The organism is Bradyrhizobium sp. AZCC 2289, assembly GCF_036924615.1.
GTDB lineage: Bacteria > Pseudomonadota > Alphaproteobacteria > Rhizobiales > Xanthobacteraceae > Bradyrhizobium.
On sequence record NZ_JAZHRY010000001.1, the window covers coordinates 1990799 to 2016737 of the forward strand.

The window sequence follows — 25939 nt, forward strand, 5'->3', positions numbered from 1 at the left end:
TTGGTTGGATTCCAGAGCCAATTGGGCCGTCTTTTTCGCGATGCCCGCAAGGCCGAAGGGCTAACGCAAGCCGAGTTAGCAGAACAGGCCCATATCGGTCTTTCGGCGGTGCAGGCGGTTGAAAAGGGCCGTGGCCGGATATCCAGCCTGAATTCGGTCCTGAACGCCTTGGGCCTCGAATTGCGAGGACGGCAACTAATTGCCGGACCGGTTGGACCAGCGATGGTTCTGGCCCGGAAGCGCCGGAAGGTAAGTCGCAGAAAGCTGGCGAAGGCGCTGGGGGTCAGCCGCAACACCTTGGTAGCGGTAGAGACCGGTGGCGGCCTCGTTGGGACGTTGGAGGCATATGCCGGTGCGGTCGGCGCTGGCCTCTATCTGGCCCGGCCTGACGCGCCCAGAGGCTTCCTGACCCACGCAGGTAACAGTACCGGGAATAATCTCTGGGAGACCCCCGTATGGCTGGCCAAGGCCCTTTCAGAGACGGTGGGAGGATTCGACCTTGACCCCTGTGCAGCGACCTCAGACCGGCGTCGGGCAAGGGTGAAAGCCAAGATACTACTGACCGAGGTTGATGACGGCCTGTCTGCCCGCTGGAAGGGCCGATGCTTTGTAAACCCACCATATGGCCGTGGCGTCGCCGACTGGGTTCGCAAATGTTTCGATGAAGGACGACGCGGGTGCGTGGTTGTGGCCCTGATCCCGGCCAGACCCGACTCAAATTATTGGCATGATTTTGTCGCCGGACATGCTGACGTTTTCATGTTGCGCGGTCGTCTTAAGTTCGGTGATGGCGAGAATTCAGCACCCTTTCCTTCCTGTGTGGTAGTTTGGGGCGCAGACCGGGGATTGATCACCCGGCTCTCGCTGGCGCTGCCCGATGCATGGCACGTACCCCGGCAAAAGCCGATACTGGCCCAACATTCAGCGCCGCTATCGGTGACCGCCTAGCAGCGTTCTCCGGGCGCGTTTCATTGGTAGTGATATTATTTCGGAGAAATCCCAGCCCGATTTGGCGTCACTATGCAGGTTTTTCTGAACCAGAATCAGCAGAATGAAGCAGCGAGACCCTTGCGCTAATCCGCAGGCTGCTTCCCATCCTCAACCGCGAAAGCAGTTAGCGTCACCGGGTCAGTGATTCCATCCGACGGACGCCGCCCGCAGGATTCGTTGCGCCATTTTCGCTTTTGTCGCGGGTGTCCGGTTGCCGACATCAATCTGATCTACAGCCGCGTCGAGAATAGACCGCAGCGTCGAAACGAAGTCTGGTGCAAACTCAGATGGCGCAATCTTTGGCGATGGTGACTTTCGCATAAGGCCCTCCTGTTGGCGAGGGTCGTCTAACCAGATAGTGGGTCGATGGTGTGACAAGCTGCAATCATTATTTTGATTCTAAGAGAATCACATCTTGAGTTCTCCGAGTTGAAATTTTTCACCAGCCGCCTACTGCCGCTTGAATCTCACCTTGTGAGCATCTCTGATCAGGAAGGCGTCATATCCCGCGTCGCGCCACGCAATTCGTTGTGACCGGGTTGTATTCGGGTTTGTCTCATTCGCCCACCATTGAGGACGAACTGCGCTATTCGGAAGCGGGCGTCCGATGATGTCCTCGATTTCCCGGAATGTCAGCACCATCTCAGAGAATCGCGCTGCACGAAGATGGTCGCGAAGCTTGTCATAGACTCCCATTTGTCCCCTCAACCCAGCAAATCTATCAATCGCCCATCGCTTACGGCTCGAACGCGCCGATCAGGATATCGCGATTGGATAGATTTCATGTTTATCAAAATCTGCTGTGATTCATTCTGTGTAACATGCACGGTGCGCCAAATTCCTGAATCTTGAATTTGAATTTCGACATTTTCAGTGACCAAGCTTGCTCCCCTTTCGCGTGATATCGTTTTTCGTGAGAGATCGACGCAGACCTAAACTAATCGGCCGCCTTCAAGCGATGAAGCAGATGCCCGCTTGCGTCAGAACCGCCCGGCTCAACTTCGATAAATTCACCGCTCTCGGCGTGATTGAACGAACGCAACTTGGCTCGATTCGGTGTCCATCCACCACTTTGGAGGCTTCTCGTTAAAACTGACAGGAAATGGCGGTCGGCGTTTTCACTATGCAAGTAGGTTAGACGCCCGTCACTCTCCCAACAGTCCTCGACCAATTTGTATCCTTGCTCGATAAGAATATCGTCAGTTGATATGCCACCGGTCACTGGCATCAATCGCGCCTCTCTTGGATTTCCTTCCGCACCTGCTGGCGGGCACGGGAGTAGCGACCCATGTTGGTCAGCCAACCATCACTGTTGCCCACCCATTGATGGGCGAACTCTGGTCTGCGGCGTTGCCACTCGCGTTCGAAGGCGGCTTGCTCGCGTACCGCCGCCAGCCGTTTATTCTCAGCCCCAACGTCCAGCAGGGGCAACCGAGCTTCAGCGCGGAGACGGTTTCGTAGTTCGATATCCATGTTGGCCAATATAGCACAAGATTCAGCCAAATTGAACGCTGACGCAGTTTCTCAAATGACCGGCCACCGGTTTCGTCAGCGGACTGTCCACCGATTCCGATGAGCATCTTCCTTAGCAATCAGGTCTTGAATGGCCTGCCGCACAAAATCCGATATCGACGAGTAGCGATTGCCGAGCAGAGTTGTAATACGGCCCTTAGTGGCTGCATCAATGCGATGAGAGAGAACGCGGTCTTTGATCATCATCATGGTCACCATGTATGTTCCAAAATCAATTCAGCGTCTTCGAACATCCCCGCGAGCATAGTGAGAATCTCTTCGTTTACTTCGCGGTCAGCGTTTTCCGGTGTCACACATGCAACGTTGCCCTCTGCATCAGTGCCCACCGTCACCATGACTCCGCAGTGAGTTAATGTGGCTTCACATGGCGGCCCCTTTGGATTTGGTAAGATCTCCACATCGATTTGTTTTCTCCTTACCATCGCGATGAACTTATCCAACGAAGTTTCCGTCTTGAAGGTAAAATATATTCCCATTTGTTTTCTCCCTCTTCCGTAGTGCGCTTTCTTTGCGGTACATTTATTTAGCGAATGTCACACGGTAACAAGAACAGCGGTTTGGGCTGGCCTGATGTACTGCCCGTAGAGGGACCAAATCTTTGATGGTGGAATAAGGAATCGGGGCTAGTGGACTCACCGACCGCCGCTGGCAGGGCTGATAGACGAATTGGCGCGAAGGCTTCGGGAGCGGTGATTGGGACTGCATTCGCGATCCCGACCAGTATATTTGTCCTATTGATGTTGGAATCGTAGGACGGGCCAGAGCCAACCCGGAAAGGGTTAGGGCCATCCAGAGCCACTGTAAGCCCGGGAAACACTATTTTAGGACGATTGGTTGGAGATAGAGACCTATTTCGGCGCGCTGGGGCATGGACACCGCCCCCCCCCCCGCACAAGGTCACTCCCTATGATATCTTATTAGGGATCGGTCTTGACCGGGGGGGTACCCTCAAAGACTGGAGCACAACCGTAGAATCAAAATCGAGTTGGCGGAGCGCAGCGAAGCGGAGCGCAGCCACCGAGGGCGAAGGCCGAGGTTCAGCCATTCATCATGTTGCGCCGGGTACCGATCACCATGGCTTTTGCCCGGTCTCATACAGAAGCGCCCGGGGCCGTTTTAGATTCAGTTTTGATATCGTCTGTTTCCATAGCCGATGCGAACAAATCACCACCGTCTTCGTATGATTCTGTTGCCGGAAACCTGTATTTCGACCGACAGCCTGATTGATGAGACCTTGGTAATGCAGTTCGATGATGTCCGGAATTCCCAGCCATTGGCCGATGACATTCAGTCGGGCATACAGTTCCGGTGCTAAACTAGTCAGGATAATATAGACATCTTTATCGGCGAGATCATTGCGACCCTTCATCCGCTGGAATGACATTGCGCCAATGTCATCATCAACACCATCGGCCACTACCACCGCGTTGCTATTGCCATTCAATATTTCCTTGGCGAGGACGGATATTTTCTGTTTGCCGGGCCTATCAGCACCGGCCCAAACATCGAGAAAGATTGGAATGCGGATCGGATAAACATCCGGCATATTGTCGAGCCGCAACGCCATTAATCTTTTTGGTATCTTGCCGTATGCTTGCTCAATGACATCTGTCACCAATCGTTCTGTAGTCAGAAATGCCCAGTGCGTTCCCTTGTGGGCCAGCCATTGCTTAGGACCCAAATAGAAGGCATTGCCATGTTGCTGGCGATATATACCGGTCTTGCTTCCATCTTCTTTGGCAACATTGTCATGGCCAAACGGAATGGCGTCGCAATCGACTTCAACCCGATCTAGTTTGTCGAGTCGGATGCGCATCAGTTCTTCATAGGATTCGAAGGTCATTTCGTTGCCAAGTACGCCAGTCCCCCACGCTTGTTCGTACAATTCGCGCTGCTTGCGGACTGGAAGGTCCTTCCAGTTGACGGCTTCATGCTGTTGGGTCAGATGCCGAAATAGATTCTGAGGAATAATGTATAGCAACTCATCGATTTCAGGTTCGTCGTAGATGACCTTATCGAACAAAAACCGATTTCGCAGTGTGGCCTGCTCATCAGGGTCCGTGAACGGTTTAAATTCTGGGTGATACCATGTCCGGGTCATCTGGCTGAATGCCCAGCTTGATGCAGTCGGATGGCTTGTGAAAATTAGGGTATCAGCCGCGTCAAAATTGGGTCTGTCCCCATGCATCGGCCAGATGTTACATCGGATCGTTTCCAACCGGTCGAACACGGTCGGTTGCCTCTCCTGAATAGTTTTCAGAACGCCATTGATCGACCTGTCATGAAAGTGGGCGCGAGGAAGCGGTTCAATGCCTTCGATCTCACAGGCATCCTCGTAGTGCGCCCAAAACGATTTGATGATTACGATCTTGCAGCCGGTCTTCTCCTCGGCCTCAGCGGCCTTTTCCTCTGCCTGTCCAAGACTGCGAAAAGCAAATGCGTTGAACCGTTGCTGATCTCCTTTACCGTCGAGCGCGGTAAATAAAGCTTCTTGGACAGCGAACCGCATATGGGCTGTGGTTTTTCCGATTCCCTCGCCTGACAAGATGATACAATCAGAATACATACCCTCGAAATCGCGGCAGGCGGCCACTGCACCCTTTAACTTATTCCTGTATTCGACCATTACCTGCGCCAATGGCAGACCTCGCATCGGCAATGGCCAGTTTCTTTCTATCTCCGACTGCTTCCGGTGAAGACCGGCATTCGATTCAGACCCGGGACCTTCAACAATTGGCGTATCAATAGTCCGCACCAATGGCTGCTGGCCGGACAAGATCGCGAGATAATCGCCGAAATCGTTCGCGGTCATGTCGTCAGGGAGAAAGTAGTTCCCAGCCGGGGTATTACTTCCGACTAAGACCAGCTTCTTGTAGTCGCCCCGAACATACGTGTCGGGGCTGGTATCGCCCGAATGGTTATAGAACCTGAACACCCACCCATCTCCGCACGGCTGAATCGATGCCAGTTTTGGAAATTTGCCCCATTCGCCGGTGAGGATCAGGTGCGCTTCGGAAAACATCGACGCTGTGTCGTGATCGTGCACACTTAACCCGGCCCGACGATCAGTTGAACTCCGCTTCGATAACAGCGTGGCTACCGAAAACACCTCTGGGACGATGTAAGCGTCGCTGCCTTTGGCAGCTTTCGTCCTGATGTTCTCTTTGATGACGATCTGTGGAACCTTGGTGCCTGCATCTAACCCGAAAATCGGCGAAGGCTTCTCTAAAATCCGAATGCCATACGGCGTTCGCCGCCAGTGGACGTACGAATTCAGTTGTAGGTCGGACGGAACCGAAGGTTTCAGGATTTTCTGAATAAGATCGTGAACGAATTCCCAGTAAAAATTATATGCTCTCGTCATAATTGCCGCATGAGAATCTTGCTCGGCAACACGGAGCGCGAGATCAACATCAAACGGCGCGTACTTGAGATGTCGGGTGTCAAAAAGGAAATGAAAGTGAATAGACCTGCGTCCGGCGAATACGCTTGTGTATCCGCGATAGTCGCGATATTTCCGAAGTTCTTTATCGAGTTGTGCGAACGCTCCCGAGTCCAATGACCAAGCCAGTACTTCCGCGAACTGTTCTGGTGTTTCGCCATCGAATTCATGGGTGACGATGAGGTATCCAGCGTTCGTCGCTCTCAGGCTTGGTTTCGATCCGCTATGCGGCATCGTCAGAGGGTTCGAGAATAGCGTCAGATTCCATCCATCGACTGAATGAACTGCGTCGGGCAAAGTCGCGATGTCTTCGGTCCAGTAGTTTGTTAGATTCGGCCTAGCCGATAGCGGGACATAAAAGCCCCGCTCGGGATCGTACCGATGGGCCAAAATCGATTTCAGTAAATCGGTCTTGCTCTCCGGATGATCAAGCTGGGCTTCGGCAATTCGGGCAAGGCGATTACGGACTTCCGAGGGAAGGCAAGTTAGATTTCTAAAATCTTTAAAGCCAATTTCGCTCTTGCCGTTCAACGGCGGGATCGCCTTGCGGGAAGTCACGCACACACCCTCGTAGCCCCTCGACCATCGGCGTCGTCAACGTCAACACTCATCTAGGGATGCGGTTCGCATTGAGATCCCGCAACTACACAGTGCACTTATCGTAACATTTCATAAGAACCACTGATGGCCATGGCCCAACGGAATCTCCCCACGGCAAAACACGGGTGGAATCGCGGTTTCAGCCCAATCACGGAATCGTGAACACGGGGCAAATTTTCTCTGATTTTACGGAGGGCGACGAAAGTCCTGATCATGCCGTTGCAAAAGGCCGCTTTTCAAAAGTCAGATCGTAATCACAAAGCCGAGCCTGTCGCTGCGGCTTTTGAAATGACGTGATCGCCATTTTCGCTTCCAAACGATCATGGATTTACGACAGGGGCAGATAATCATGATCATTGCGGCCGAGCCGGGCTTTTGGGCTGGCCTCGTTGCGCCTGCCGCAGCCCCTTGCCAAACGTCGGCCCGGACGTAAGTCATCGGTGCAGCAGCCTTCGACGCTAAAGCTTAAAGGGAAGAACCCCCTTTGGCTTCGCGCTGAAGGGATTGTTATGTCGAAAATTGAGAAGCTGTCGGTTGCTGATGCCATTGCGGCGCAGCACTACCTTGACGGCGGCCTACAACAGGACGCATGGACATCAGACCGAGATGACGATGATCTCGTTCGTCTGCTTCAAGATATCCTCGCCATTTTCGACCAGAGAAATGCTGACCGGCTTCCGACATCGACACTCATCGAGAGCCTACTGACAGTCGAGGGCCAAGATTGGTCCGGGCAATACCTGCGCGATACGCAGAAGCTGGCCCGGCTACTTCGTCCTCTGCATATCAGGTCGAAAAACATCCGCTTCAACGATGGCATTGCCAAAGGATTCCAGCGTCGGTGGTTTGAAAAAGCCCTTAAGCCTTCGTCACCCTGCAAGGGGGCGCTGGGCTGAAATTGGCCAAATCCCCGCCAAAAGCGAGGCATTCAACTGCGGCTGGTCATCTAACGGCGGACGTTGCGCGGTTAGTAGAAGCCATCGCTCGAATGATGGCGCTTTCCGATCATGAAGCCAGAAATTCCCTTCACAGAAAGGACGATTCGGGTTCTGATGAGACATGAGGAAAATATGAAGCGGGCCGCCATTTACGCAAGGTATTCGACTGACCTTCAATCGGAACGTTCGATTGAAGATCAGTTCGTCCTTTGTCGTGAGAAAGCCAAACGAGAGCAATCAAAAGTCATTGCTGAGTTCGAGGATCGCGCCAAGTCCGGTGTTTCCACGCACGGACGAGATGGCATCAAAAAATTGATGGAGGCCGCAAAAGCCGGAACTTTCGATATTCTTATTGTCGAGTCGTTGGATCGCCTCTCCCGGGATCAAGAGGACATGGCGGCAATCTTCAAAAAACTGACGTTTTACGGCATTGACATCATTTCCGTCCACGAAGGTCGCGCCGATCAGATGCAGGTCGGGGTTCGCGGTATCGTCAGTGCCTTCTACCTTTCAGACCTTGCTCACAAGGTTCGTCGCGGAGCGGCTGGCAATATTCGGGAGGGCAAACACGCTGGCGGTTTAGCCTATGGCTATAGGACCACTCCGGGAAAACCGGGCGAGTGGGTTATTGACGAACCTGAAGCTGAAGTCATTCGAAGCATTTATGCCAAATATGCATCAGGCATGCGATCTCGACAGATAATCGACGACCTGAATAAGAAAGGGGTGAAGCCGCCGCGCGGCGAATACTGGCAACCCGGCGCATTGACTGGTTCGAACAATCGCCACAACGGAATTCTGGGTAATGAAATCTATTGCGGGCGTCTCGTCTGGAATAAGGTCCGGATGTTGAAAGACCCCGAGACCCGGAAACGTATATCGCGTCCTAATCCAGAATCCGAATGGCATCGGGCCGAAGCCCGGCACCTCCAAATTATCACACCGCAACAATTTGGTGAGGTTGCACGTATAAGACAAGAACGTCGCAATCTTACAGCGTCACACCGCCGCAAACCGAAAAGGTTGCTGAGTGGATTACTGAGATGCGCCGTTTGTGGTGGCGGAATGTCCATAAAAGGCGAGGATCGCGGTGGCACCCGGGTCATTTGTACCCAATTCCACAACTCTAGGACATGCGCTAATAACCGCACCTATTATCTGGACCAGATCGAACAAGCTGTGCTGTCCGGATTACGCAAACATTTGATAGACCCGAGCGCAATTCGGCTCTTCCTTCAAACCTATCTGAATGAACGAAAGCGCCTCGTTGCGAATGCGAATAACGTGAGACCGCACCTTGAGCGAAAGCTTGGGGAAATCGAACGTCAAATTGGCCGACTGACTGAAGCGTTGATGAATTCGCATGATCCCGTTTCTCAATTTACGGGGAAGATTTCGGATTTGAATGCAATGAAGCAGCAAATCCTGATTGAACTCCAAGACCTTCGCGAGCCGGTCACCGTTTCTCTGCATCCGACAACTCAGCAACGTTATCTGTCCGTCGTTGAGAACCTCGCCGTCGCAATCCGCGACAACCGGATGGACTCCGAGATGGTCGCCGCTGTCAGAGAACTTATCGATCATGTCATCGTAGAACGCACGGAACCGGGCAAACCGGTTCATGTGAAGGTCAATGGAAGGTTGGCTACCTTGATCGGTGAGCCGCTGTTCCCCGAAAGTTCTCTGTCGGGGGTTAAGATGGTAGCGAGAGAGGGACTCGAACCCCCGACCCCAAGATTATGATTCCGAAGGCTCCGCGCGGACGGTAAACACGCGCCCCCAAGTTCGACTCACGGCCGACCGCCCCTCACCTTCTCAGTCTAGACTAGCCAAACAGCGAGGGCACCCTTTGGTGGATCGTTGTGACCCCAGCGTGACCCAAAGCTCGCAGCGCATGAGTGCGAACTTTGGATACTAGTATGTCGTTGATCTTGCTAGGCGATTGGTGGGCGCACCAGGGCTCGAACCTGGGACCCGATGATTAAGAGTCATCTGCTCTACCAACTGAGCTATGCGCCCGGAACCGGGTCCGGAAAGCCTTCGCAAGAGGGCGTCGTTTAGCAAAGCGACCCCGCGATGTCCAGCAAAGGAGCAGGAGTTTTCCCGGCCTTTGGCAGGCGCCCGGAACGGTAAAAAGCCGCCCGATTTCAAGGGCTTTCCATTTGGTCCGCCGGAGGGCGTCAATAGCGGCCGCCCGGACCGGTCCGGCGGCCATTGTCGCTGCCCCGAGGATCTCCGGCAGGAGCGAGCGCTCGTAGCCCCCGGTACGCCGCTAATGCGTGGCCCGCTCGAGATATGCGTCCAATTTTGCCTGCCGAACCGCATCCAGCGCGCTTTGTTCCGCCGGTGAAACAACGTTGCTCTTTTGCAGCGCCGATCTTCCAACCGCAAGCGGCAGCACAGCCGCGCCCGCAACACCCTTGGAGATATCCATAGACAGGCCGATGGTCACCATGTGCTTGTCGATCCGTTGCGCGAAGGCGCTAAAGCTGGTGGGGCTTGCCACACCCCATTGGCTCCCCACCGGCGCAATTTCGACATGAGGGCTCACCGATCCGGTCAGCGTGGTCAGGAATGTCATCGTGTCGGCGAAGACCCGGGAATTGCCGGAGTCCAGGGTTTGCAGGCTTTTATCTTCGTTCAGATCGATGAACGTCGAAATCAGCTCACGGATTCCGATCCTGCCGGCGATTGGATAGACAAAATTTTCAACTCCCTCGCTGCCGCAAACCAGATGGTCATCAGCCAGCAGTTTGGCGAACGTGTCGCTCATGATGAAGCGCCGCGCGTTGTTTCGGCTGAACTCACCGCTTGCACCCACACCGATACCGGCCACTCCGTTTGTGATGAGTCGCACCGGGTCCGCCAGTAACGCAGCCTTGTTGTCTTCGGTGATATCGAGCGTGAAATCGTAGGCAATACCGGTCCGGATGTATCTGTTGTAGAACGCACGCTCTTCCTGCGTGGTGAGTATTCTGGGATCAAATTTCCAGACCTGACCGCGTTGCGTTTGCAGCGACTTTGCGAGATTTATCGAGGGTTCGTGTTGCCCGCCCTTGTAGGCGAGCAGGAGCTCGATCGCCTTGTCCTCGATCGCAAGCCGCGTCTCGCAGCGGATGTGATGGATAATGTCGACGGGCGGCACGCCGGTGACATCCTGCTGCACCGGGTGGATGGAGCATCCAGAAACGATCAACGAAAGCAGCGGAAGCACCAATCTCGCCGCGGCCGCCCAGAAAGCGTGTGGCGCGCCAGTTCGCTCGGTATCCCGGCCTCTTTTCCCAGTAGCCGCATCCATTGCTGCCCCCAGCCAACGCCTCCGAGAGCGCACGCGTCACTGCCAGACGTATTTGCCCCGCCACGCAAAGAAATACGCATTCGTATTGCGACGTTCGATCAGAGCCGCCCAAAAGCGGCGCTATCCCCCGGCCCACCGGAGGCCCATCCAGCTGCAATTCGTAAAAGTAAATTCTTAGCTCAAGTCTTTAAGTCGACTAATCTTTACCGCAACTAAAGGTTGGTCAAGTGGGTGACTTCAACAGTGAAATTTTAGCCTTCCACTGTTGCGCAAATGAAACATCGAGAATGGACGCGGCGCCGAATCCGATCCGGGAATCAGAAAAGCCGCCGGAACCCGGCGGCTTTTCCAACGTTCAGGGGTCAGCGGTCAGAGCCGCTCGGGGCCGCCTCGGTCCGGCCCGCCATCCCGATCGTAACGGTTGCGGTCGAAGCCGCGATCGCGGCCGCCATCGTCGCGGTCGCGGTCACCGCCGTGATCCATCATGCCGTGCTCGAATCCGCGATGCCAGCCTACGCCGCCGAACCGATGGCCCATGTGGGTCAGGGCGACGAGACGCCGCTTCTGGCCGTCGTCCAGCGTCTTGTAGAGTGGGTCGGCCGCATCCGCGATTTTCTTCATCGCGGTCGCTGACGTCGCCATGTTGTCGGCGTGTTCGCGCAGGCGCGCGACCGGATCGTCCGGCTTCTGCGCGTCGGCAGAATCATTCTTCTCGGCGTTCATCCGCGCGTTGGCGCGATCGATCCGCAGCTTTGCGAAATCCCGCACTGCGGTTTCCACCGGCGGCCACAATTTTTCCTGATCGGGCGTCAGCTTGAGCCCGGCATGGACGGCTGCGATCCGTGCATCGGCAAACGCTGCCCTGTCCTCGGGGTTCATCCGCATGTGGGCATAGCCCCAATGGCGGTGCTGGGCGTAGACGGCGGTCGAACCGGCAATGGCGAGGGCCGCGATGCCGGCAATAGCGAATTTCCTCATGGAAACCTCCTTTGAAGGTTGCCTGAAGATGAGCCCGCGTGCCTGCGCATTCAACTTACAAGTTGGAAATAAGCCTCTCTCTTACCAAGATGTAATCTGCATGAAGTTTTCTTCAGATCATCCCGAGCAGCCGCGGCAGCCACAGCGAAATCTCCGGCACGTAGGTAATGAGGCCGAGGAATGCCAGCATCGCGCACAGCCATGGCAGCACCGCGATGGTGATCTCGCTGATGCCCATCTTCGCGATCGAGGAGGCGATGTAGAGATTGAGCCCGACCGGCGGATGGCAGAGGCCCACTTCGGTGTTGACGATCATCAAGACGCCGAGATGAACCGGATGGATGCCGAGCTTGGTCGCCAGCGGAAACAGGATCGGCGCCATGATCAGAAGGATTGACGACGGATCCATCACATTGCCGGCCAGCAGCAGGATGACGTTCACCACCAGCAGGAACATCCAGATCGAGAAATTCTTGTCGATGATCCAGGCCGCCATCTCCTGCGGGATCTGCTCATGCGTCATCAGGAACGAGAACAGCACCGCGTTGGTGATGATGTAGAGCAGCATCGAGCTCATGGACGCGGCCTGCAGCAGCACCTTTGGCACTTCGGTGAGCTTGAGTTCCTTGTAGACGAACACCGTGATGAAGAAGGCATACACCGCAGCCACCGCGGCCGCCTCGGTCGGCGTAAAGATGCCGCCATAGATGCCGCCGAGCACGATGCCGATCAGCAGCAGGCCCCAGATGCTTTCGCGGAACGCGGTCCATTGCTGGCCGAGTGTAGCCTTCTGCATTTTGGGATAGCCGTTGCGCAGCGCCACGAAGAAAGTCACTGCCGCCAGCATCAGCGCCAGGATGACACCCGGAATGATGCCGGCCATGAACAATGCGCCGATCGAGGTGTTGGTGGAAACGCCGTACAGCACCAGGATGATCGACGGCGGCACCAGGATGCCGAGCGCGCCCGATGTCGAGATCACGCCGACGCCGAACCGGCGCGGATAGCCATGCTCGACCATCGCCGGCATCATGATCGAGCCGATCGCCACCACGGTCGCGACGCTGGAGCCAGAGATCGCCGCGAACATCGCGCAGGCCGCAACGCCGGCCAAGCCCAGTCCGCCCGGCAAATGACCGACCAGCGAGGTCGTGAACGCGATCATCCGCCGCGCCACGCCGCCGCGGGTGAGAAAAGTGCCGGCCAGGATGAAGAACGGAATCGCCATGATGCCGAAATTGTCGAGACCGGAAAACAGCTTCAGGCCGACGCTTTCGATCGGCACTTCCGTCATCGTGAACAGGAAGGTCAGAACGGTGAGGCCGAGCGAAATCGAGATCGGCATGCCCGTCAGCATCAACGCGAACAGCAGTCCGAAGATAAGGGCGGCGCTCATCAGGCTTCTCCCAGCGAGATTGGCGCCTTGGGATCGACGACCACGCCTTCGACATGCGCCGCATCATGGTGCGGCAACTCGCCGGTGCTCCAGTAGGTCCACATCACCTGCATGAAGCGGAACGACATCAGATAGGAGCCGAGCGGGATGCAGGCATAGACCAGCCAGCTCGGCAATTCGAGATCGGGCGAAACCTGGTCGGTCGACATCAGCTCGATGACGAACTTGGCGCCCATGGTGCCGACGATGGCGGTGAACAGCGCGCCGCCGAACAGGCCGAACAGGATGACGCCCTTGCGCCAGCGGTCGTTGAGGCGGTTGATCAGCACGTCGACGCCGACATGGATGCCGGTTCGCACGCCGTAGGCGGCGCCGAATTTCGCCATCCAGATGAACATGTAGATGCACAGCTCCTGGGCCCAGGCGATGTGGATCTGAATGAACAAGGGATAGAGAAACGATATTCCGGTGCCGAAGCGGTGCACGACGGAAACGAAAATCAGCACAGTCGCCGCGCCCATCAGCGAGGTGATTATGATTTCCTCAAGCCGATCAAGGATACGAAGCATCTTCGAACTTTCCCCACTTATCGCGTATTCGTCATGGCCGGGCATAGTAGTCTGCCTTGCGCAGACTACGTAAACTTGTCTGCGCTCCCGGCCATCCACGTCTTTGTTTTTCGAGAAGCAAGACGTGGATGCCCGGGACATAGGCTAGCGAAAGCGACGCCGTCCTTCAGACGGCTATGCCCGGGCATGACGAAGGATGTCCCTTCTCAACGGCACGAATAAAGCGCGTTCCCCTTCAAACCATGTCTATCAGTGGCTGGCCGCGCCGGTCTCTTTGAGGAATTCGTCGATCAAGGGCTGGCCGACGCGGCTGGCGACATCCTTGTAGACCGGCTCCATCGCCTTGCGCATCGCAGCGTCCTGCTCCGGCGTCAGCGTGATGATTTCGGTCTTGCCGGCTTTCTTGATCTCGGCGAGCGCGTCCTCGTTTTCCTTCGCCGACTGGCCGTTGCCGAAAGCGGTGGCTTCCTTCATCGCCTTGTCGAGTTCGCCGCGGATGTCTGCGGGCAGACCGTCCCAGAACTTCTTGTTCACGACCACGACATAGCCGATATAGCCGTGGTTGGTGATCGTCGCGTATTTCTGCACTTCATGCATTTTCTGGGTGTAGATGTTCGACCAGGTGTTCTCCTGGCCGTCGACCACGCCGGTCTGCAGCGCCTGATAGACTTCGCCGAACGCCATGACTTGTGGGATCGAGCCAAGCGCGCGGAACTGGGCCTCCAGCACCTTCGACGACTGAATGCGGAATTTTACGCCTTTATAGTCGGCAGGCGTGAGCAGCTTCTTGTTGGCGGTCATCTCCTTGAAACCGTTATCCCAGTAAGCCAGCCCCGTCATGCCCTTTGCATCCAGCAGCTTGAGCAGCCGGGCGCCGAGCGGACCGTCGGTCACCTTACGCAGGGTCACCAGATCCGGGAGGATATAGGGGAGATCGAACACCTCGAACTCCTTGACGCCGATCGGCCCGAACTTGGAATTGGACGGCGCCAGCATCTGCACCGCGCCGAGCTGCAGCGCTTCAAGTTCTTCCTTGTCCTTGTAGAGCGTCGAGTTCGGATAGACTTCGACTTTCACCTTGCCGTTGGTGTATTTCTCGGCCAGTTCCTTGAACTTGTCGGCCGCCTTGCCCTTCGGCGTGTCGGAGGCCACCACGTGGCTGAACTTGATGACGATCGGCGCCTGCGCCGAGGCCGGCCCAACCAGAGCAAGGGCCGCGATCGACGCCGCAGCCAATATCAATTTACGCATGTTTCCTCCCGCGTATTCCATTGAGGAGCGAAAACGCCGCCCCGAACCTTGTATGTCAGCCGCACCAATACAGAGAAGCCGGCCGGAATGCCATTGCCCCTTTAGCAGGGGCTATTTTGTGAATTTGCTGCACTGCAAAATGCGCCATTCCGTCCGGATCAGCCGCTGCCGGCCCGTTTGACGGACAATCGTTCGCAAGGCGCAACGCTGAACGCTGTGCCCGGCCTCACCGCCCGCGTCCAATAGAGGTTGGCTAATGGGGAGTTCGCCGTTGCAGAACGCTGGCGCCGGGGGAACTCTTCCCGACCGTCATTGCGAGCGAAGCGAAGCAATCCATGCCGCAGCGGAAAGAAAGGATGGATTGCTTCGTCGCTTCGCTCCTCGCAATGACGGCACTCCAATTTTAGGCATAAATCCGCGATCTCGCCGCGCTATGCGCTCGAGCTGTGCCAGAAACTTCGTCCCTCCGACAACAGAGGGAGCAGGGAAAGCCGGGTGCCCGGAGCACCCGCAGCCCGTGTGCATTGGTAGTAAGCACACGGTAGTCACCACGGTTGCGCCGGAAAACACCCGGCTTTCCCCGCGCAATGGTTTTAACGGTTTCCTTCGTGCTTCCCCCAGCGACGAATTCCTTTTTGTCACCGTCGCCTCGCAGATTAAGATTTGTCCAAGCCGCGCGACGTCCTGCGTTCGCAACCAGGACGCATGTCTCATTCCGACCGTCTTGCGTATTTCAGCGTGCCGCCCGCGACATAGGCGATGTTGGCGGTCCCGGCGTTGTCGTAGGCGAGCGACGGCGATCCTGCGCTCACCGCATCGACGGGCTCGACCGTCCAGGTGCCGGATGGGCTGCGGGATGCCAGCTTGATCGCGTCGGTGTCGGAATAGGCCACGCGAAAGTCGCCTCGGTTCGCCGCCGCCGATGGGGTGACGATGTTGTTGACGTTGGCCGCGACGGTCTCGATGCCGGAGAATCCGCCCGACGAGACGCTGGCTTTCAAGATTTTGCTGGCCATGTCGAAATAGGCCAGGCAACCATCGGAAAATGTCCGCGCGATCGACGTCGGCCGCCTGACATTGATCTGCTGCGATCCTTCGATCACGGCGGGCGTGGAAAACGTGCCTTGCTCGATGTCCACCACATGCGTCTCCCGGACCGAAACGAAGTCCTGCGGACTGCCCGAGTGGAAAAAACTGACATAGCCGACAAAGAAGTTTTCCGAGGGATCGAATGAAACCGACGGATCGGCGAACGTGGTCAGTTCAGTCGTGTCGACTTGCACCGTCACCGGCGTGGGCCCGATGCTGCCGGTATGCGCAAAGCCGATGCCGTCCGTCGCCAGATCGACATAGACGAAATACCCGACATCGCGGCTCTCCGTATCCAGTCGTCCCGGATGGAGCGCGAAGGTAACGCCCGCAACTCCGCCGGGCCCTTGAATCGGCGTGAGCTTGGTCGAGATATGCGTGAACGACCACTGACCGGCGCTCTTGACGGCGTGGATCAATTCACCGCTGCTCAAGTCCTGATAGCCGAGCCTCGGATTGCCCGTGGAATCGATCGCCAGCCAGGGCCTTATGTCGACACCGATAAAGCTCCCCGGCACGTTCTCGTGCGTCCAGGATCCGCCGTTCCGTCGCGCGACGATGATCTGGCCGGATCCTGCCTGAGAAAATGCGATGCTGGGATTGCCGGCCTTGTCGAGGGCCAGGCTGACCTCCCCGCCGCTAACCGCGATATCGTTAGCTACCGCCTCGAACGTGAATGGCGTCGCCATGACCGTCCTCCCGCGTGTCCAACTCGCTGACGCCCGCCTTAGCACAACTTGTGCGGGACTTATGTGAATTGGTTCACGTTGGATGGGCGCGAACGATCTTGTGCGCCGGTTGCTCCGCGGCGCGGAGATGATCGAGCACCAGGCGGCCGGTGCCGGAAAGATGCGCGGCGTCCCGCACGACAATCCGGAGTTCTCGTTTCGCCCATTCGTCGCGCAGCCGGATCGATCGAAGCCCCATGCCGGCGCCGACTACCTCGAAGGCGCGATCGGGGATCAGGCCGATGCCCATATTCGCCTGCACCATGCGGCAGACCGCGTCGAAGCCGGGTACGTTGATACGCAGCCGCATCGACTTGCCGGCCTGGGTCGCGGCGTATTGCGACCGCAAATAGATCGAACTCGCCGCATGCAGGCCGACATGGTCGAAGTCGAGCGTGTCGGTGAACAGCAAATGATCGCGCTCCGCCAGCGGGTGATCCGCGCGCACCACCACGACCAGATTGTCGGTGCGGTAATGAAATGCCTCGAGGCTGCGCGTCTCGGCCTCGCCGGAGCAGATGCCGATTTCGGCGGCACCTTCCTCGATGCCCCGCACCACCTGCCCGCTCGGCCGCTCCTGCAGGTCGACCCGCAGCAATTCATGGGCGCTGAAAAAGGCGGAGAGATCTTCCGGCAAAAACTGCACGATCGCCGAAAGGTTCGCGAGCATCCGGACATGGCCGCGGACGCCTTGCGAATATTCCGACAGTTCGACGGCGATTTTCTCGACGTTCAGCAGCGTGACGCGGGCGTGGTGCAAAAGCGCCTCGCCGACCGGCGTCAGGGCCATGCCCTTGGACAGCCGCTTGAACAGGGTGACGCCGAAGGCGAGCTCGAAATCGTTCATCCGCTTGGAGACGGCGGAGGCCGCGATGCGCTCGCGCTGCGCCGCCCGCGTCAGGTTCTGCTCGTCGCAGACCGCGATGAACAGCCGCAAGGTGGTGAGATCGATCCGGCGTAGCAGCGCGCCTTCGGCGGGTTTTGCACAGCGCTGACGCTGCGGCGAGTCGAGATCGATGGTTTCCAGGGACATGGGCGACGTCCTGACGAATGATGGACGTCGGGACGTTAGCGCCAACGATCGCGCTATAAATCTCAAATTAGGGCGGAACAACGCACTTCGTTGGAAAATGATTCTAATCGAAAGCGCGATAAACGCGTTTTATGCCCAGCCGTCATTGCGAGGAGCGAAGCGACGAAGCAATCCATTCTTTCCCGGCGCGGCGGGATGGATTGCTTCGCTTCGCTCGCAATGACGGTGTGGCGGCTGTCCGGATGCACTTATCAGCGTTGTCATTCCGGGATGGTCCGTAGGACCAGACCTGAAATCTCGAGATTCTCAGGTGCGCAATCGCGCACCGTAGCTCGATGCTGCGCATCGCCCCGGAATGACGCTACGCCTCAGCTCGCCGCCACCGCGGTCTTGTCGCGCTGGTGCTTCATGACGATCTTGTTGAGCGCGCCGAGATAGGCCTTGGCCGACGCCACCAGCGTATCCGGATCGGACGCCTTCGACGTCATCGAGCGGCCCTCATGGGCGAGCCGCACCGACACCTCGGCCTGCGCGTCGGTGCCCTCGGTGACGGCGTGGACCTGATAGAGCTCCAGCTTCGCCTCGTGCGGCACCAGCGCCTTGATGCAGTTGAACACCGCATCGACCGGACCGTTGCCCTCGGCTTCCTCGATCCTGGTCTGGCCGTCGACGTCGAGCTTCATGGTGGCGCGCTGCGGCCCATGGGTGCCTGCGATCACCGTCAGCGAGGTCAGCTTGATGCGGTCGTGGGAAGCCGCGATCTCCTGATCGACCAGCGCCTCGATGTCCTCGTCGTAGATGTCCTTCTTGCGGTCGGCCAGCGCCTTCATCCGCGAGAACGCGTCTTCCAGCTGGTTGGCGCCGAGCTTGTAGCCCATCTCCTCCAGCTTGTGCACGAAGGCATGACGCCCGGAATGCTTGCCGAGCACCAGCGACGACTTCTTCAGGCCGATCATTTCGGGCCGCATGATCTCGTAGGTCGAGGCGTCCTTCAGCACGCCGTCCTGATGGATACCGCTCTCATGCGCGAACGCGTTGCGGCCGACGATCGCCTTGTTGTACTGCACCGGGAACGAGGTCGCCGCCGACACCAGTTTCGAGGCCCGCGTCAGCATCGTGGTGTCGATCTTGTTCCACCACGGAAACACGTCGTTGCGGACGTTGATCGCCATCACGACTTCTTCCAGCGCGGCATTGCCTGCGCGCTCGCCGATGCCGTTGACGGTGCACTCGATCTGGCGCGCGCCGCCGGCGATGCCGGCCAGCGAATTCGCCACCGCCATGCCGAGGTCGTTGTGGCAATGCACCGAGAATACCGCCTTGTCGGAATTCGGCACCCGCTCGATCAGCGTGCGCATGAAGCGGGTATATTCCTCCGGCACGGTGTAGCCGACGGTGTCCGGAATATTGACGGTGGTCGCGCCGGCCTTGATCACGGCTTCGACGATGCGGCAGAGGTAGTCCATCTCGCTGCGGGTGCCGTCTTCGGCCGACCATTCGACGTCGTCGATCTGGTTGCGCGCGCGGGTGACGTTGGCGATCGAGAGCTCCATCACCTGCTCCGGCGTCATGTTGAGTTTGACGCGCATGTGCAGCGGCGAGGTCGCGATCACGGTGTGGACGCGGCCCCGCCTGGCGAATTTCACGGCTTCCGCACAGCGGTCGATGTCCTTCGGATTGGCCCGCGACAGGCCGGCGATCACCGAATTCTTGGAACGGCGGGCGATCTCGCTGACGGCCTGAAAATCGCCTTCCGAGGTGATCGGGAAACCGGCCTCGATGACGTCGACGCCCATGTCGTCGAGCATTTCGGCGATCTCGAGCTTTTCCTCGAACGTCATGGTGGCGCCGGGGCACTGCTCGCCGTCACGCAGGGTGGTGTCGAATACGATTACGCGGTCCTTCTCGGACTTGGGGGCGGTGGTCATTGGAAGAATTCCTTATGGGTCGTGCGCTGTTTTCTAGGCGCTGAAGGGTCTGGTGATCTCGCGCGAACCCCTGAGTGCCCAGGCGCAACCGCCCAGACGGCCCTCAGGGGCCGATAAGAAGCAGAAGCCCGCCAAGAAGCAGGGTCGGCAGGGACGCAGCCGGAATCGCGGGGGCAGCCTCGGCCGCTCCACCCCGAACTCCCAACTTTTCGCTGCGAATCAGCATTGCCAAACCCTTTGACCCGCAAATCCTCGGCGAAAACCATTGACGGTTGGTTGCCGGGACCACGTTCCGAGGTCGTTCTAGACGAGAAATGTGGCGAACCGCAATGCCAAAAGATGGTCAGGAGGGGTGACCTAAAAGACCCCAGCATGCTGTTGTCATCACCCGCCACCGGGTCGGCGCCGAAGCGCCGCCCGATGACAGGCTCCAGCGGGTGATCCAGTATTCCAGAGACCGGCGTCGAAGCCGGAAGGCCGCGGCGTACTGGGTACCCCGCTTTCGCGGGGTATGACGACCGTCGTTATTTCGCCGACTTCACCGCCTTCTTCCCTTCGTCGCCCTTGCCTTCCGCCAGCAGCGCTTCGCGCACCTGCTTGAATTCGCTGCGTTCGGCCTTGTCGACTTTCGGGAAATGCAGGTCGAGCCGGTCGAGCGCACTGACAATGGTCGAGCCGATCACAACGCGGGCGAACCATTTGTGGTCGGCGGGCACCACGTGCCACGGCGCCGATCGCGTCGAGGTATGCCGGATCACCTCCTGATAGGCGGCCTGATATTTGGCCCACGTCGCGCGCTCGGAAATATCGGCAAGCGAGAATTTCCAGTTCTTCGCAGGCTCCTCCAGCCGGTCGAGGAAGCGGGCGCGCTGCTCTTCCTTGGATACGTTGAGGAAAAACTTCAGGATCACGGTGCCGTTGCGCGCCAGATAGCGTTCGACCGCGGAAATATCCTCGAACCGGTCGCGCCAGATGTCCGTGGTGACGAGCCGGGCGGGAAGTTTTTGCTTGCCGAGGATTTCCGGGTGCACCCGCACCACGAGGCATTCCTCGTAATAGGAACGGTTGAAGATGCCGATGCGGCCGCGCTGCGGCAGCGCGATCATGCTGCGCCACAGGAAATCATGATTGAGTTCGAGCGTCGACGGCTGCTTGAACGAATGGACTTCACAGCCCTGCGGATTGACGCCGTCAAAGATGCTCTTGATCGCCGAGTCCTTGCCGGCGGCGTCCATGCCCTGAAAGATCAGCAGCAGCGACCAGCGGTCCTGCGCATACAGCTTTTCCTGAAAATCGTTCAGCCGCTTGCGGTTGGCATCGAGAATCTTCTCGGCCTTGTCCTTGTCCAGACCGCCCTTCTCGTCGGTCTTGTGCGATTTGAGATGGAATTCACCCGATCCGTCGAAGCGGAACGGCGCGATGAAGGGTCTCAGCTCGTCGGCGAGCGGCTGCGTCGGTTTCTTGCTCATGATCTCTGGGGCATCTTGAGTTGCGTTTTCAATCTCGCGATCACGCTACCAAGAATGCCCTTGGGAAGGAATATGATGAACAGCACCAGCAGCACGCCATAGACGAGGTTGTCCCAGCCCACCGCCTTGGTGCCGAAGCCGATGCGCAGGATTTCCGCCAGCAGGATGGTGATGATGGCGCCGACCGTCGGCCCGAGCGACACGTAGACGCCCCCGACAATGACGGCAAACACCATCTGCAGCGACACCGAGATGCCGCTGACGGTGTCGGGCGAGATGAACATCTGGTACTGGCAGTAGAGCGCACCCGCCAGCGCCGTCATCAGCGCCGAGATCAGCGTGATCTTGAGCTTTTCGGCGGTCACGTTGACGCCGGCCGCAGCAGCCGCGTCCTCGTCCTCCGAGATCGCCTCCATGGCATAGCGGCTCATGCTGCGGTCGACCCAGCGCCAGATCAACAGTCCCGCGAGCCAGACGAACAGCGCGATCAGGTACCACGTCGCCTTGTCGTCGAATTGCAGCGCCAGCAACGCGCTGCCCTTGGTGCGGTTCGGAGTGTAGCCGAGCGACCCGCCGGTGTAGTCGCGGGTGGCGGTGATGACCTGCAGCACGATGCCGGACAAAGCCAGCGTCACCAGCACGAAATAATGGCCGGTGATGCGGAAGCGGAAACAGGGATAGGCGACGACGAGCGCCAGCACCCCGGCCGCCAGCATGCTGACGGGAATGCCGATCCATGGCGAGACGCCGAGATGATTCCACAACAGCGCCGTGACATAGGCGCCGACGCCCATGAAGCCGCCATGCCCGAGCGACACCAGACCGAAGCGGCCCATGATCGACCACGAGGTGTACGCGAACGACCAGATCAGGATCAGCACCAGGATGTGCAGATGGTAGGGGTCGCGATAGACGAAGGGCAGCGCGATCAGCGCTGCTATTCCGGCCGCCCAGGCAAGGTATCGCGGGTTCACGTGCGCCTCGCCAGCAGGCCGCCGGGCCGGATGAACATCATGACGATGAAGAAGGCGAAGGCCAGCACGTAGCCCCATTCGAGGTCCGAGAACAGCCCGCCCAGCGAAATGATTTCGGCGAACACGAACGCCGCGATGAAGCCGCCGACGAAATTGCCCAAGCCCCCGAGCACGCAGATCAGGAAGGTGATCGGGCCGAACGACAGCCCGACGAACGGATGCACGTCGTATTGCAGCACCAGGAGGCAGGCCGCCAGCCCCGCGAGCGCGCCGCCCAGCGCCGAGGTGATGAGGTAGATGCGCCTGGTATCGACGCCCATCAGCGACATGATCTGGCGGTCCTGCGAGATGGCGCGGATCGCGGTGCCGGTAAAGGTACGCTTCATGAAAAGATAGACCGCCACCATGCCGATCAGGGCGGCGGCAAACGACAACAGCCGCGCGTAGCTGAAATGCATCTCGCCGAACGCCAGTACCGGCAGGCGGATGCCGAGGTTGCGGAAGTCGATGCCGAAGGCGACGGTGGCAAAGCTCTGCAGGATGAACAGCACGCCGCCGGTCGCCAGCAGCTGGTTGATCGGCGGCGCCGTCAACAGCGGCGCGATGACGATGTAATGCAGCGCCGCCCCGAGCGCTGCGACCAATAAAATGGTGAGCGGCGCCGCGGCCCAGTACGGCACGCCGAAGACCTGGACCAGGTAATACATGCCGTACATGCCGATCATGACCAGCTCGGCGTAGCAGATCCAGGTCACGTCGATGACGCCGAAGATCAAATTGAGCCCGAGCGCCAGCAGCGCCAGCACCCCGCCGAGCAGGATGCCGTTGACCACGGCTTCGAGCAGATAGATGTCGAAGATATCCAGAAACGCCTGCATCGCCGCCCCCGCTCTACACGCCCAGATACGCTTGCTTGATGGTGTCGCTGCTCATCATCTCCGCCGACGTGCCGGAGGCGCGAAGGCTGCCGGCTTCGAGCAAATAGGCGCGATCGACCACGCGCAGCACCTGCTGCACGTTCTGCTCGACGATCAACACCGTAAGCCCGCTGGCGCGGATCCGCTTCACCAGCTCGAACACCTGCTGCACCACGACCGGCGCGAGCCCGGCGGACGGCTCGTCGAGCAGCAGCAGTTTCGGGTTCGACATCAGCGCGCGGCCGATCGCGCACATCTGCTGCTCGCCGCCCGACATGGTCCCGGCCATCTGGCTGCGGCGTTCCTTCATGCGGGGGAACAGGTCGAATACGAATTCCAGCCGCTCGGCATATTTGGCGCGCGCGCCCGGCATGAACGCGCCCATCTTCAGATTGTCGTCGACGGTGAGCCGCGGAAACAGCCGGCGATTTTCCGGCACATGGGCAATGCCGAGGCTGACGATGCGGTGCGCCGGCGTCGCCAGCACATCGGTACCCTCCATCGTGATCGCGCCCTTGGTCGGCCGGATCAGGCCGGAGATCACCCGCATCAGGGTGGTCTTGCCGGCGCCGTTGGGACCGATCACGCCGACCGCCTCGCCGGCCTTCACTTCCAGGCTGACGCCGAACAGCGCCTGAAAACTGCCGTAACCCGCATCGACCGATCTGAGCTCGAGCATGTCAGGCCCCCGCGCGGCGGCGCGCTTCGGCGGCCGCGACCTGGCTCGAATCCGCATCGGTGCCGAGATAGACCTCGATTACCCGGGGGTCGCTCGCGACCGCCGACGGCAGCCCTTCCGAAATCTTCTCGCCGTGATCGAGCACCATGACGCGATCGACCACGCGCATCAGCACGCCCATGATGTGCTCGACCCAGATGACGGTGATGCCGAGTTCGTCGCGGATCTTTCGCAGCATATCGGCGGCAGCATCCATCTCGGTCTCGTCGAGCCCGCCGAGGCTTTCGTCGGCCAGCAACAATTTTGGGCCGGTCGCCAGCGCTTTTGCCAGTTCGAGCTTTTTCAGGCCGGCGGCGCCGAGGCCATCGACGCCGGCATGGCGATCGGTCGGCAGGCCGACCATGGCCAACGCGCGTTCGGCGGCTTCGTCGGCCCTGGCCCGGCTGTGGCTGCCCTGGCCATAGAAGCCCGCCAGCGCCACGTTCTCGAAAATCGTCAGCCGATGGAACGGCCGCGGGATCTGGAAGGTGCGGCCGACGCCGCGGTTGATGATCCGGTGCGGTGCGACGCCCGATATCTCCGCGCCGTCGAACTCGATCGAGCCTGCCGTCGGCACCAGCGTGCCCGACAGCATGTTGAAGATCGTGCTCTTGCCCGAGCCGTTCGGGCCGATCAGGCCGAGAATCTCGCCCTGCTCGACCCGGAACGACACGTTGTTGACGGCCGTAAAGCCACCAAAGCGCTTGATCAGGCCCTCGACTACGAGCACGGCGGTCCCTTTCGCAAGCTGAGAGCCACCACTTATTTGTAACTATAGGTCGTACCCGCCGGCAGCGGCAGCACGGCCTCGCGCTGCGCCTGGCTCTTCGGCCACACCACATAGGACTTGTCGTCGATGTACTGGATGACGACCGGGAACGAGCGTTCGTTCTGCCCGGCCATCGCCCTTCCCTCGCCAAAGAACTTGACGCCGAAGCCGAGCATGGTGCCGCCTTCGGGAAGGTCGACTTCCAGCGCCGCCTTGCGCAGCGCGTCGGGATCGACGCCACCGTATTTCTTGATCGCGCGCGGCAGCACTTCGGTGAGGAAGACGTAGGTGTTCGATGCGGCCATACCGACATGGGCAGACCGGATCGCCACGCCTGGTTTGACCTTGTCGAACTCCTCACCGACCATCTTGATGACCAGCGGCAGCTTCGGATCCATGGATTTCTGGTTGGCGAGCCAGATCGAGATCGGATCGGTGTCGAAGATATAGTTCGCATCGCCACCGAGGCCTTCCTTCAGCTTTTCGTAGACGCCATAGCCCGCACCATGGCCAACCAGCGCGCCGAATTTCAGCCCCTGCTCGCGCGCCTGACGCAACAGCAGCGTGATGTCGGGATTGTAGCCGGTGTGGAAGATCACGTCGGGCCGGGCCCGTTTCAACTTCGTCACCAGTGCGGACAGATCGGGCGCGGTCGCCGAATAACCCTCCTTCAGCACCAGGTTGAAGCCGGCCTTCTTGGCGCCGACCTCGTTGCCCTTGGCCACATCGACACCGTAGGCGCCATCCTCATGGATGATGGCAACCCGCAGGTCCTTCGGCTCCTTGCCGAACTTGGCCACCGAGTTCTGGGCGATGAAATCCATCGTCATCAGGCCAAACTGGTCGCCGCTCGCCTGAGGGCGGAAGACATATTTGAAATTCTTGTCGGCGAGCACCGCCGAGGAAATGCAGGTGGTGATCCACATGAACTTCTTGAGCTGCTCGACGCGGGCGGCCACCGGCACGCATTGCGCCGACGAAAAGAAGCCCAGCAGCATGTCGACCTTTTCCTGCTCAATGAGGCGGACGGCCTCGTTGATGGCGACATCGGGCTTGCTCTGGGCATCGGCGTAGACCGCCTCGACCTTGTAACCCTCAACCCCGGTCTTGCCGTACTGGTCGAGCATGATCTTGGCGCCGATGTACTGCAGTTCCGAACCGCCGCCCGCGAGCGGACCGGTCAGGTCGTAGATCACGCCGATCTTGATTTTCTTTTCCTGGGCGTCGGCGGAAATCGCCATGCCCAGCACCACTAACGTGGCAAACAGCCCAACGGACAGGCGTGCAACCCTGCGCACCAGCATGGAATCCTCCCTGGA

At 58.7% G+C, this 25939-nt stretch carries 22 protein-coding genes, 1 tRNA gene and 1 pseudogene; 4 read left to right on the plus strand and 20 right to left on the minus strand.

Going from position 1 to position 25939, the window contains the following annotated elements; genetic code table 11:
• Nucleotides 1-948 (plus strand): DNA N-6-adenine-methyltransferase, encoded by a 948-nt coding sequence (locus V1289_RS09770; protein WP_334396748.1) that lies wholly within the window; start codon nucleotides 1-3, stop codon nucleotides 946-948.
• Nucleotides 949-1440: 492 nt separating this feature from the next.
• Here the strand turns inward: V1289_RS09770 and V1289_RS49640 are convergent, their stop codons facing one another.
• Nucleotides 1441-1686 (minus strand): DUF7662 domain-containing protein, encoded by a 246-nt coding sequence (locus V1289_RS49640; protein ID WP_442895981.1) that lies wholly within the window; start codon nucleotides 1684-1686, stop codon nucleotides 1441-1443.
• 241 nt (nucleotides 1687-1927) lie between these two features.
• On the minus strand, nucleotides 1928-2218 hold the full coding sequence (locus tag V1289_RS09780) for a hypothetical protein (protein WP_334396749.1): 291 nt from the start codon (nucleotides 2216-2218) through the stop codon (nucleotides 1928-1930).
• A 14-nt stretch (nucleotides 2219-2232) separates the two neighbouring features.
• Between V1289_RS09780 and V1289_RS09785 the strand changes: the two genes are divergently transcribed.
• On the plus strand, nucleotides 2233-2451 hold the full coding sequence (locus V1289_RS09785) for a hypothetical protein (RefSeq protein ID WP_334396750.1): 219 nt from the start codon (nucleotides 2233-2235) through the stop codon (nucleotides 2449-2451).
• 87 nt (nucleotides 2452-2538) lie between these two features.
• Here the strand turns inward: V1289_RS09785 and V1289_RS09790 are convergent, their stop codons facing one another.
• From V1289_RS09790 to V1289_RS09800, 3 genes are all read right to left on the minus strand, one after another.
• On the minus strand, nucleotides 2539-2721 hold the full coding sequence (locus V1289_RS09790) for a hypothetical protein (RefSeq protein WP_334396751.1): 183 nt from the start codon (nucleotides 2719-2721) through the stop codon (nucleotides 2539-2541).
• A complete protein-coding gene (locus V1289_RS09795; protein WP_334396752.1) occupies nucleotides 2715-2999 on the minus strand; it encodes a hypothetical protein in 285 nt (94 codons plus the stop codon). The genes V1289_RS09790 and V1289_RS09795 overlap by 7 nt, the downstream gene beginning before the upstream one ends.
• Before the next feature lie 593 nt (nucleotides 3000-3592).
• Nucleotides 3593-6523 (minus strand): hypothetical protein, encoded by a 2931-nt coding sequence (locus tag V1289_RS09800; RefSeq protein ID WP_334396753.1) that lies wholly within the window; start codon nucleotides 6521-6523, stop codon nucleotides 3593-3595.
• A 551-nt stretch (nucleotides 6524-7074) separates the two neighbouring features.
• On the opposite strand from V1289_RS09800, the gene V1289_RS09805 reads away from it, so the two are divergent.
• Both V1289_RS09805 and V1289_RS09810 read left to right on the plus strand, forming a co-directional pair.
• Entirely contained in the window at nucleotides 7075-7461 is a 387-nt protein-coding gene (locus tag V1289_RS09805; protein WP_334396755.1) for a DUF3631 domain-containing protein, read from the plus strand.
• A gap of 174 nt (nucleotides 7462-7635) precedes the next feature.
• Entirely contained in the window at nucleotides 7636-9246 is a 1611-nt protein-coding gene (locus V1289_RS09810) for a recombinase family protein (protein WP_334396756.1), read from the plus strand.
• A 200-nt stretch (nucleotides 9247-9446) separates the two neighbouring features.
• On the opposite strand, the gene V1289_RS09815 is transcribed toward V1289_RS09810, so the two are convergent.
• From V1289_RS09815 to V1289_RS09885, 15 genes and pseudogenes are all read right to left on the minus strand, one after another.
• Nucleotides 9447-9522: transfer RNA gene (locus V1289_RS09815), tRNA-Lys, on the minus strand.
• 253 nt (nucleotides 9523-9775) lie between these two features.
• Nucleotides 9776-10801 (minus strand): hypothetical protein, encoded by a 1026-nt coding sequence (locus V1289_RS09820; RefSeq protein WP_334396757.1) that lies wholly within the window; start codon nucleotides 10799-10801, stop codon nucleotides 9776-9778.
• Between the two features lie 369 nt (nucleotides 10802-11170).
• A complete protein-coding gene (locus V1289_RS09825; protein WP_334396758.1) occupies nucleotides 11171-11779 on the minus strand; it encodes a Spy/CpxP family protein refolding chaperone in 609 nt (202 codons plus the stop codon).
• A gap of 112 nt (nucleotides 11780-11891) precedes the next feature.
• Nucleotides 11892-13175, minus strand: coding sequence for a TRAP transporter large permease (locus V1289_RS09830; RefSeq protein ID WP_074274122.1), 1284 nt, complete (start codon nucleotides 13173-13175; stop codon nucleotides 11892-11894).
• Nucleotides 13175-13744, minus strand: coding sequence for a TRAP transporter small permease (locus V1289_RS09835; RefSeq protein ID WP_334396759.1), 570 nt, complete (start codon nucleotides 13742-13744; stop codon nucleotides 13175-13177). The genes V1289_RS09830 and V1289_RS09835 overlap by 1 nt, the downstream gene beginning before the upstream one ends.
• A gap of 249 nt (nucleotides 13745-13993) precedes the next feature.
• Nucleotides 13994-14995 (minus strand): TRAP transporter substrate-binding protein, encoded by a 1002-nt coding sequence (locus tag V1289_RS09840; protein WP_334396760.1) that lies wholly within the window; start codon nucleotides 14993-14995, stop codon nucleotides 13994-13996.
• Nucleotides 14996-15705: 710 nt separating this feature from the next.
• Complete coding sequence (locus tag V1289_RS09845) at nucleotides 15706-16773, minus strand: hypothetical protein (protein WP_334396761.1); 1068 nt, start codon at nucleotides 16771-16773, stop codon at nucleotides 15706-15708.
• Between the two features lie 73 nt (nucleotides 16774-16846).
• On the minus strand, nucleotides 16847-17845 hold the full coding sequence (locus tag V1289_RS09850) for a LysR family transcriptional regulator (protein ID WP_334396762.1): 999 nt from the start codon (nucleotides 17843-17845) through the stop codon (nucleotides 16847-16849).
• A gap of 368 nt (nucleotides 17846-18213) precedes the next feature.
• Nucleotides 18214-19773 carry a 2-isopropylmalate synthase gene (locus tag V1289_RS09855; RefSeq protein ID WP_309178808.1) on the minus strand — a complete coding sequence of 520 codons (1560 nt, stop codon included), beginning with the start codon at nucleotides 19771-19773 and terminating at the stop codon, nucleotides 18214-18216.
• 524 nt (nucleotides 19774-20297) lie between these two features.
• A complete protein-coding gene (locus tag V1289_RS09860) occupies nucleotides 20298-21242 on the minus strand; it encodes a polyphosphate kinase 2 family protein (RefSeq protein WP_334396763.1) in 945 nt (314 codons plus the stop codon).
• Nucleotides 21163-22216, minus strand: a pseudogene (locus V1289_RS09865) (branched-chain amino acid ABC transporter permease). Before V1289_RS09865 ends, V1289_RS09860 begins: the two are co-directional and overlap by 80 nt.
• Complete coding sequence (locus V1289_RS09870; protein ID WP_334396764.1) at nucleotides 22213-23094, minus strand: branched-chain amino acid ABC transporter permease; 882 nt, start codon at nucleotides 23092-23094, stop codon at nucleotides 22213-22215. Before V1289_RS09870 ends, V1289_RS09865 begins: the two are co-directional and overlap by 4 nt.
• Nucleotides 23095-23107: 13 nt before the next feature.
• Complete coding sequence (locus tag V1289_RS09875) at nucleotides 23108-23812, minus strand: ABC transporter ATP-binding protein (protein ID WP_309178811.1); 705 nt, start codon at nucleotides 23810-23812, stop codon at nucleotides 23108-23110.
• Between the two features lies 1 nt (nucleotide 23813).
• Nucleotides 23814-24581, minus strand: coding sequence for an ABC transporter ATP-binding protein (locus tag V1289_RS09880; protein WP_334396765.1), 768 nt, complete (start codon nucleotides 24579-24581; stop codon nucleotides 23814-23816).
• A gap of 32 nt (nucleotides 24582-24613) precedes the next feature.
• A complete protein-coding gene (locus V1289_RS09885; protein WP_334396766.1) occupies nucleotides 24614-25924 on the minus strand; it encodes an ABC transporter substrate-binding protein in 1311 nt (436 codons plus the stop codon).
• Nucleotides 25925-25939 lie beyond the last annotated feature (15 nt).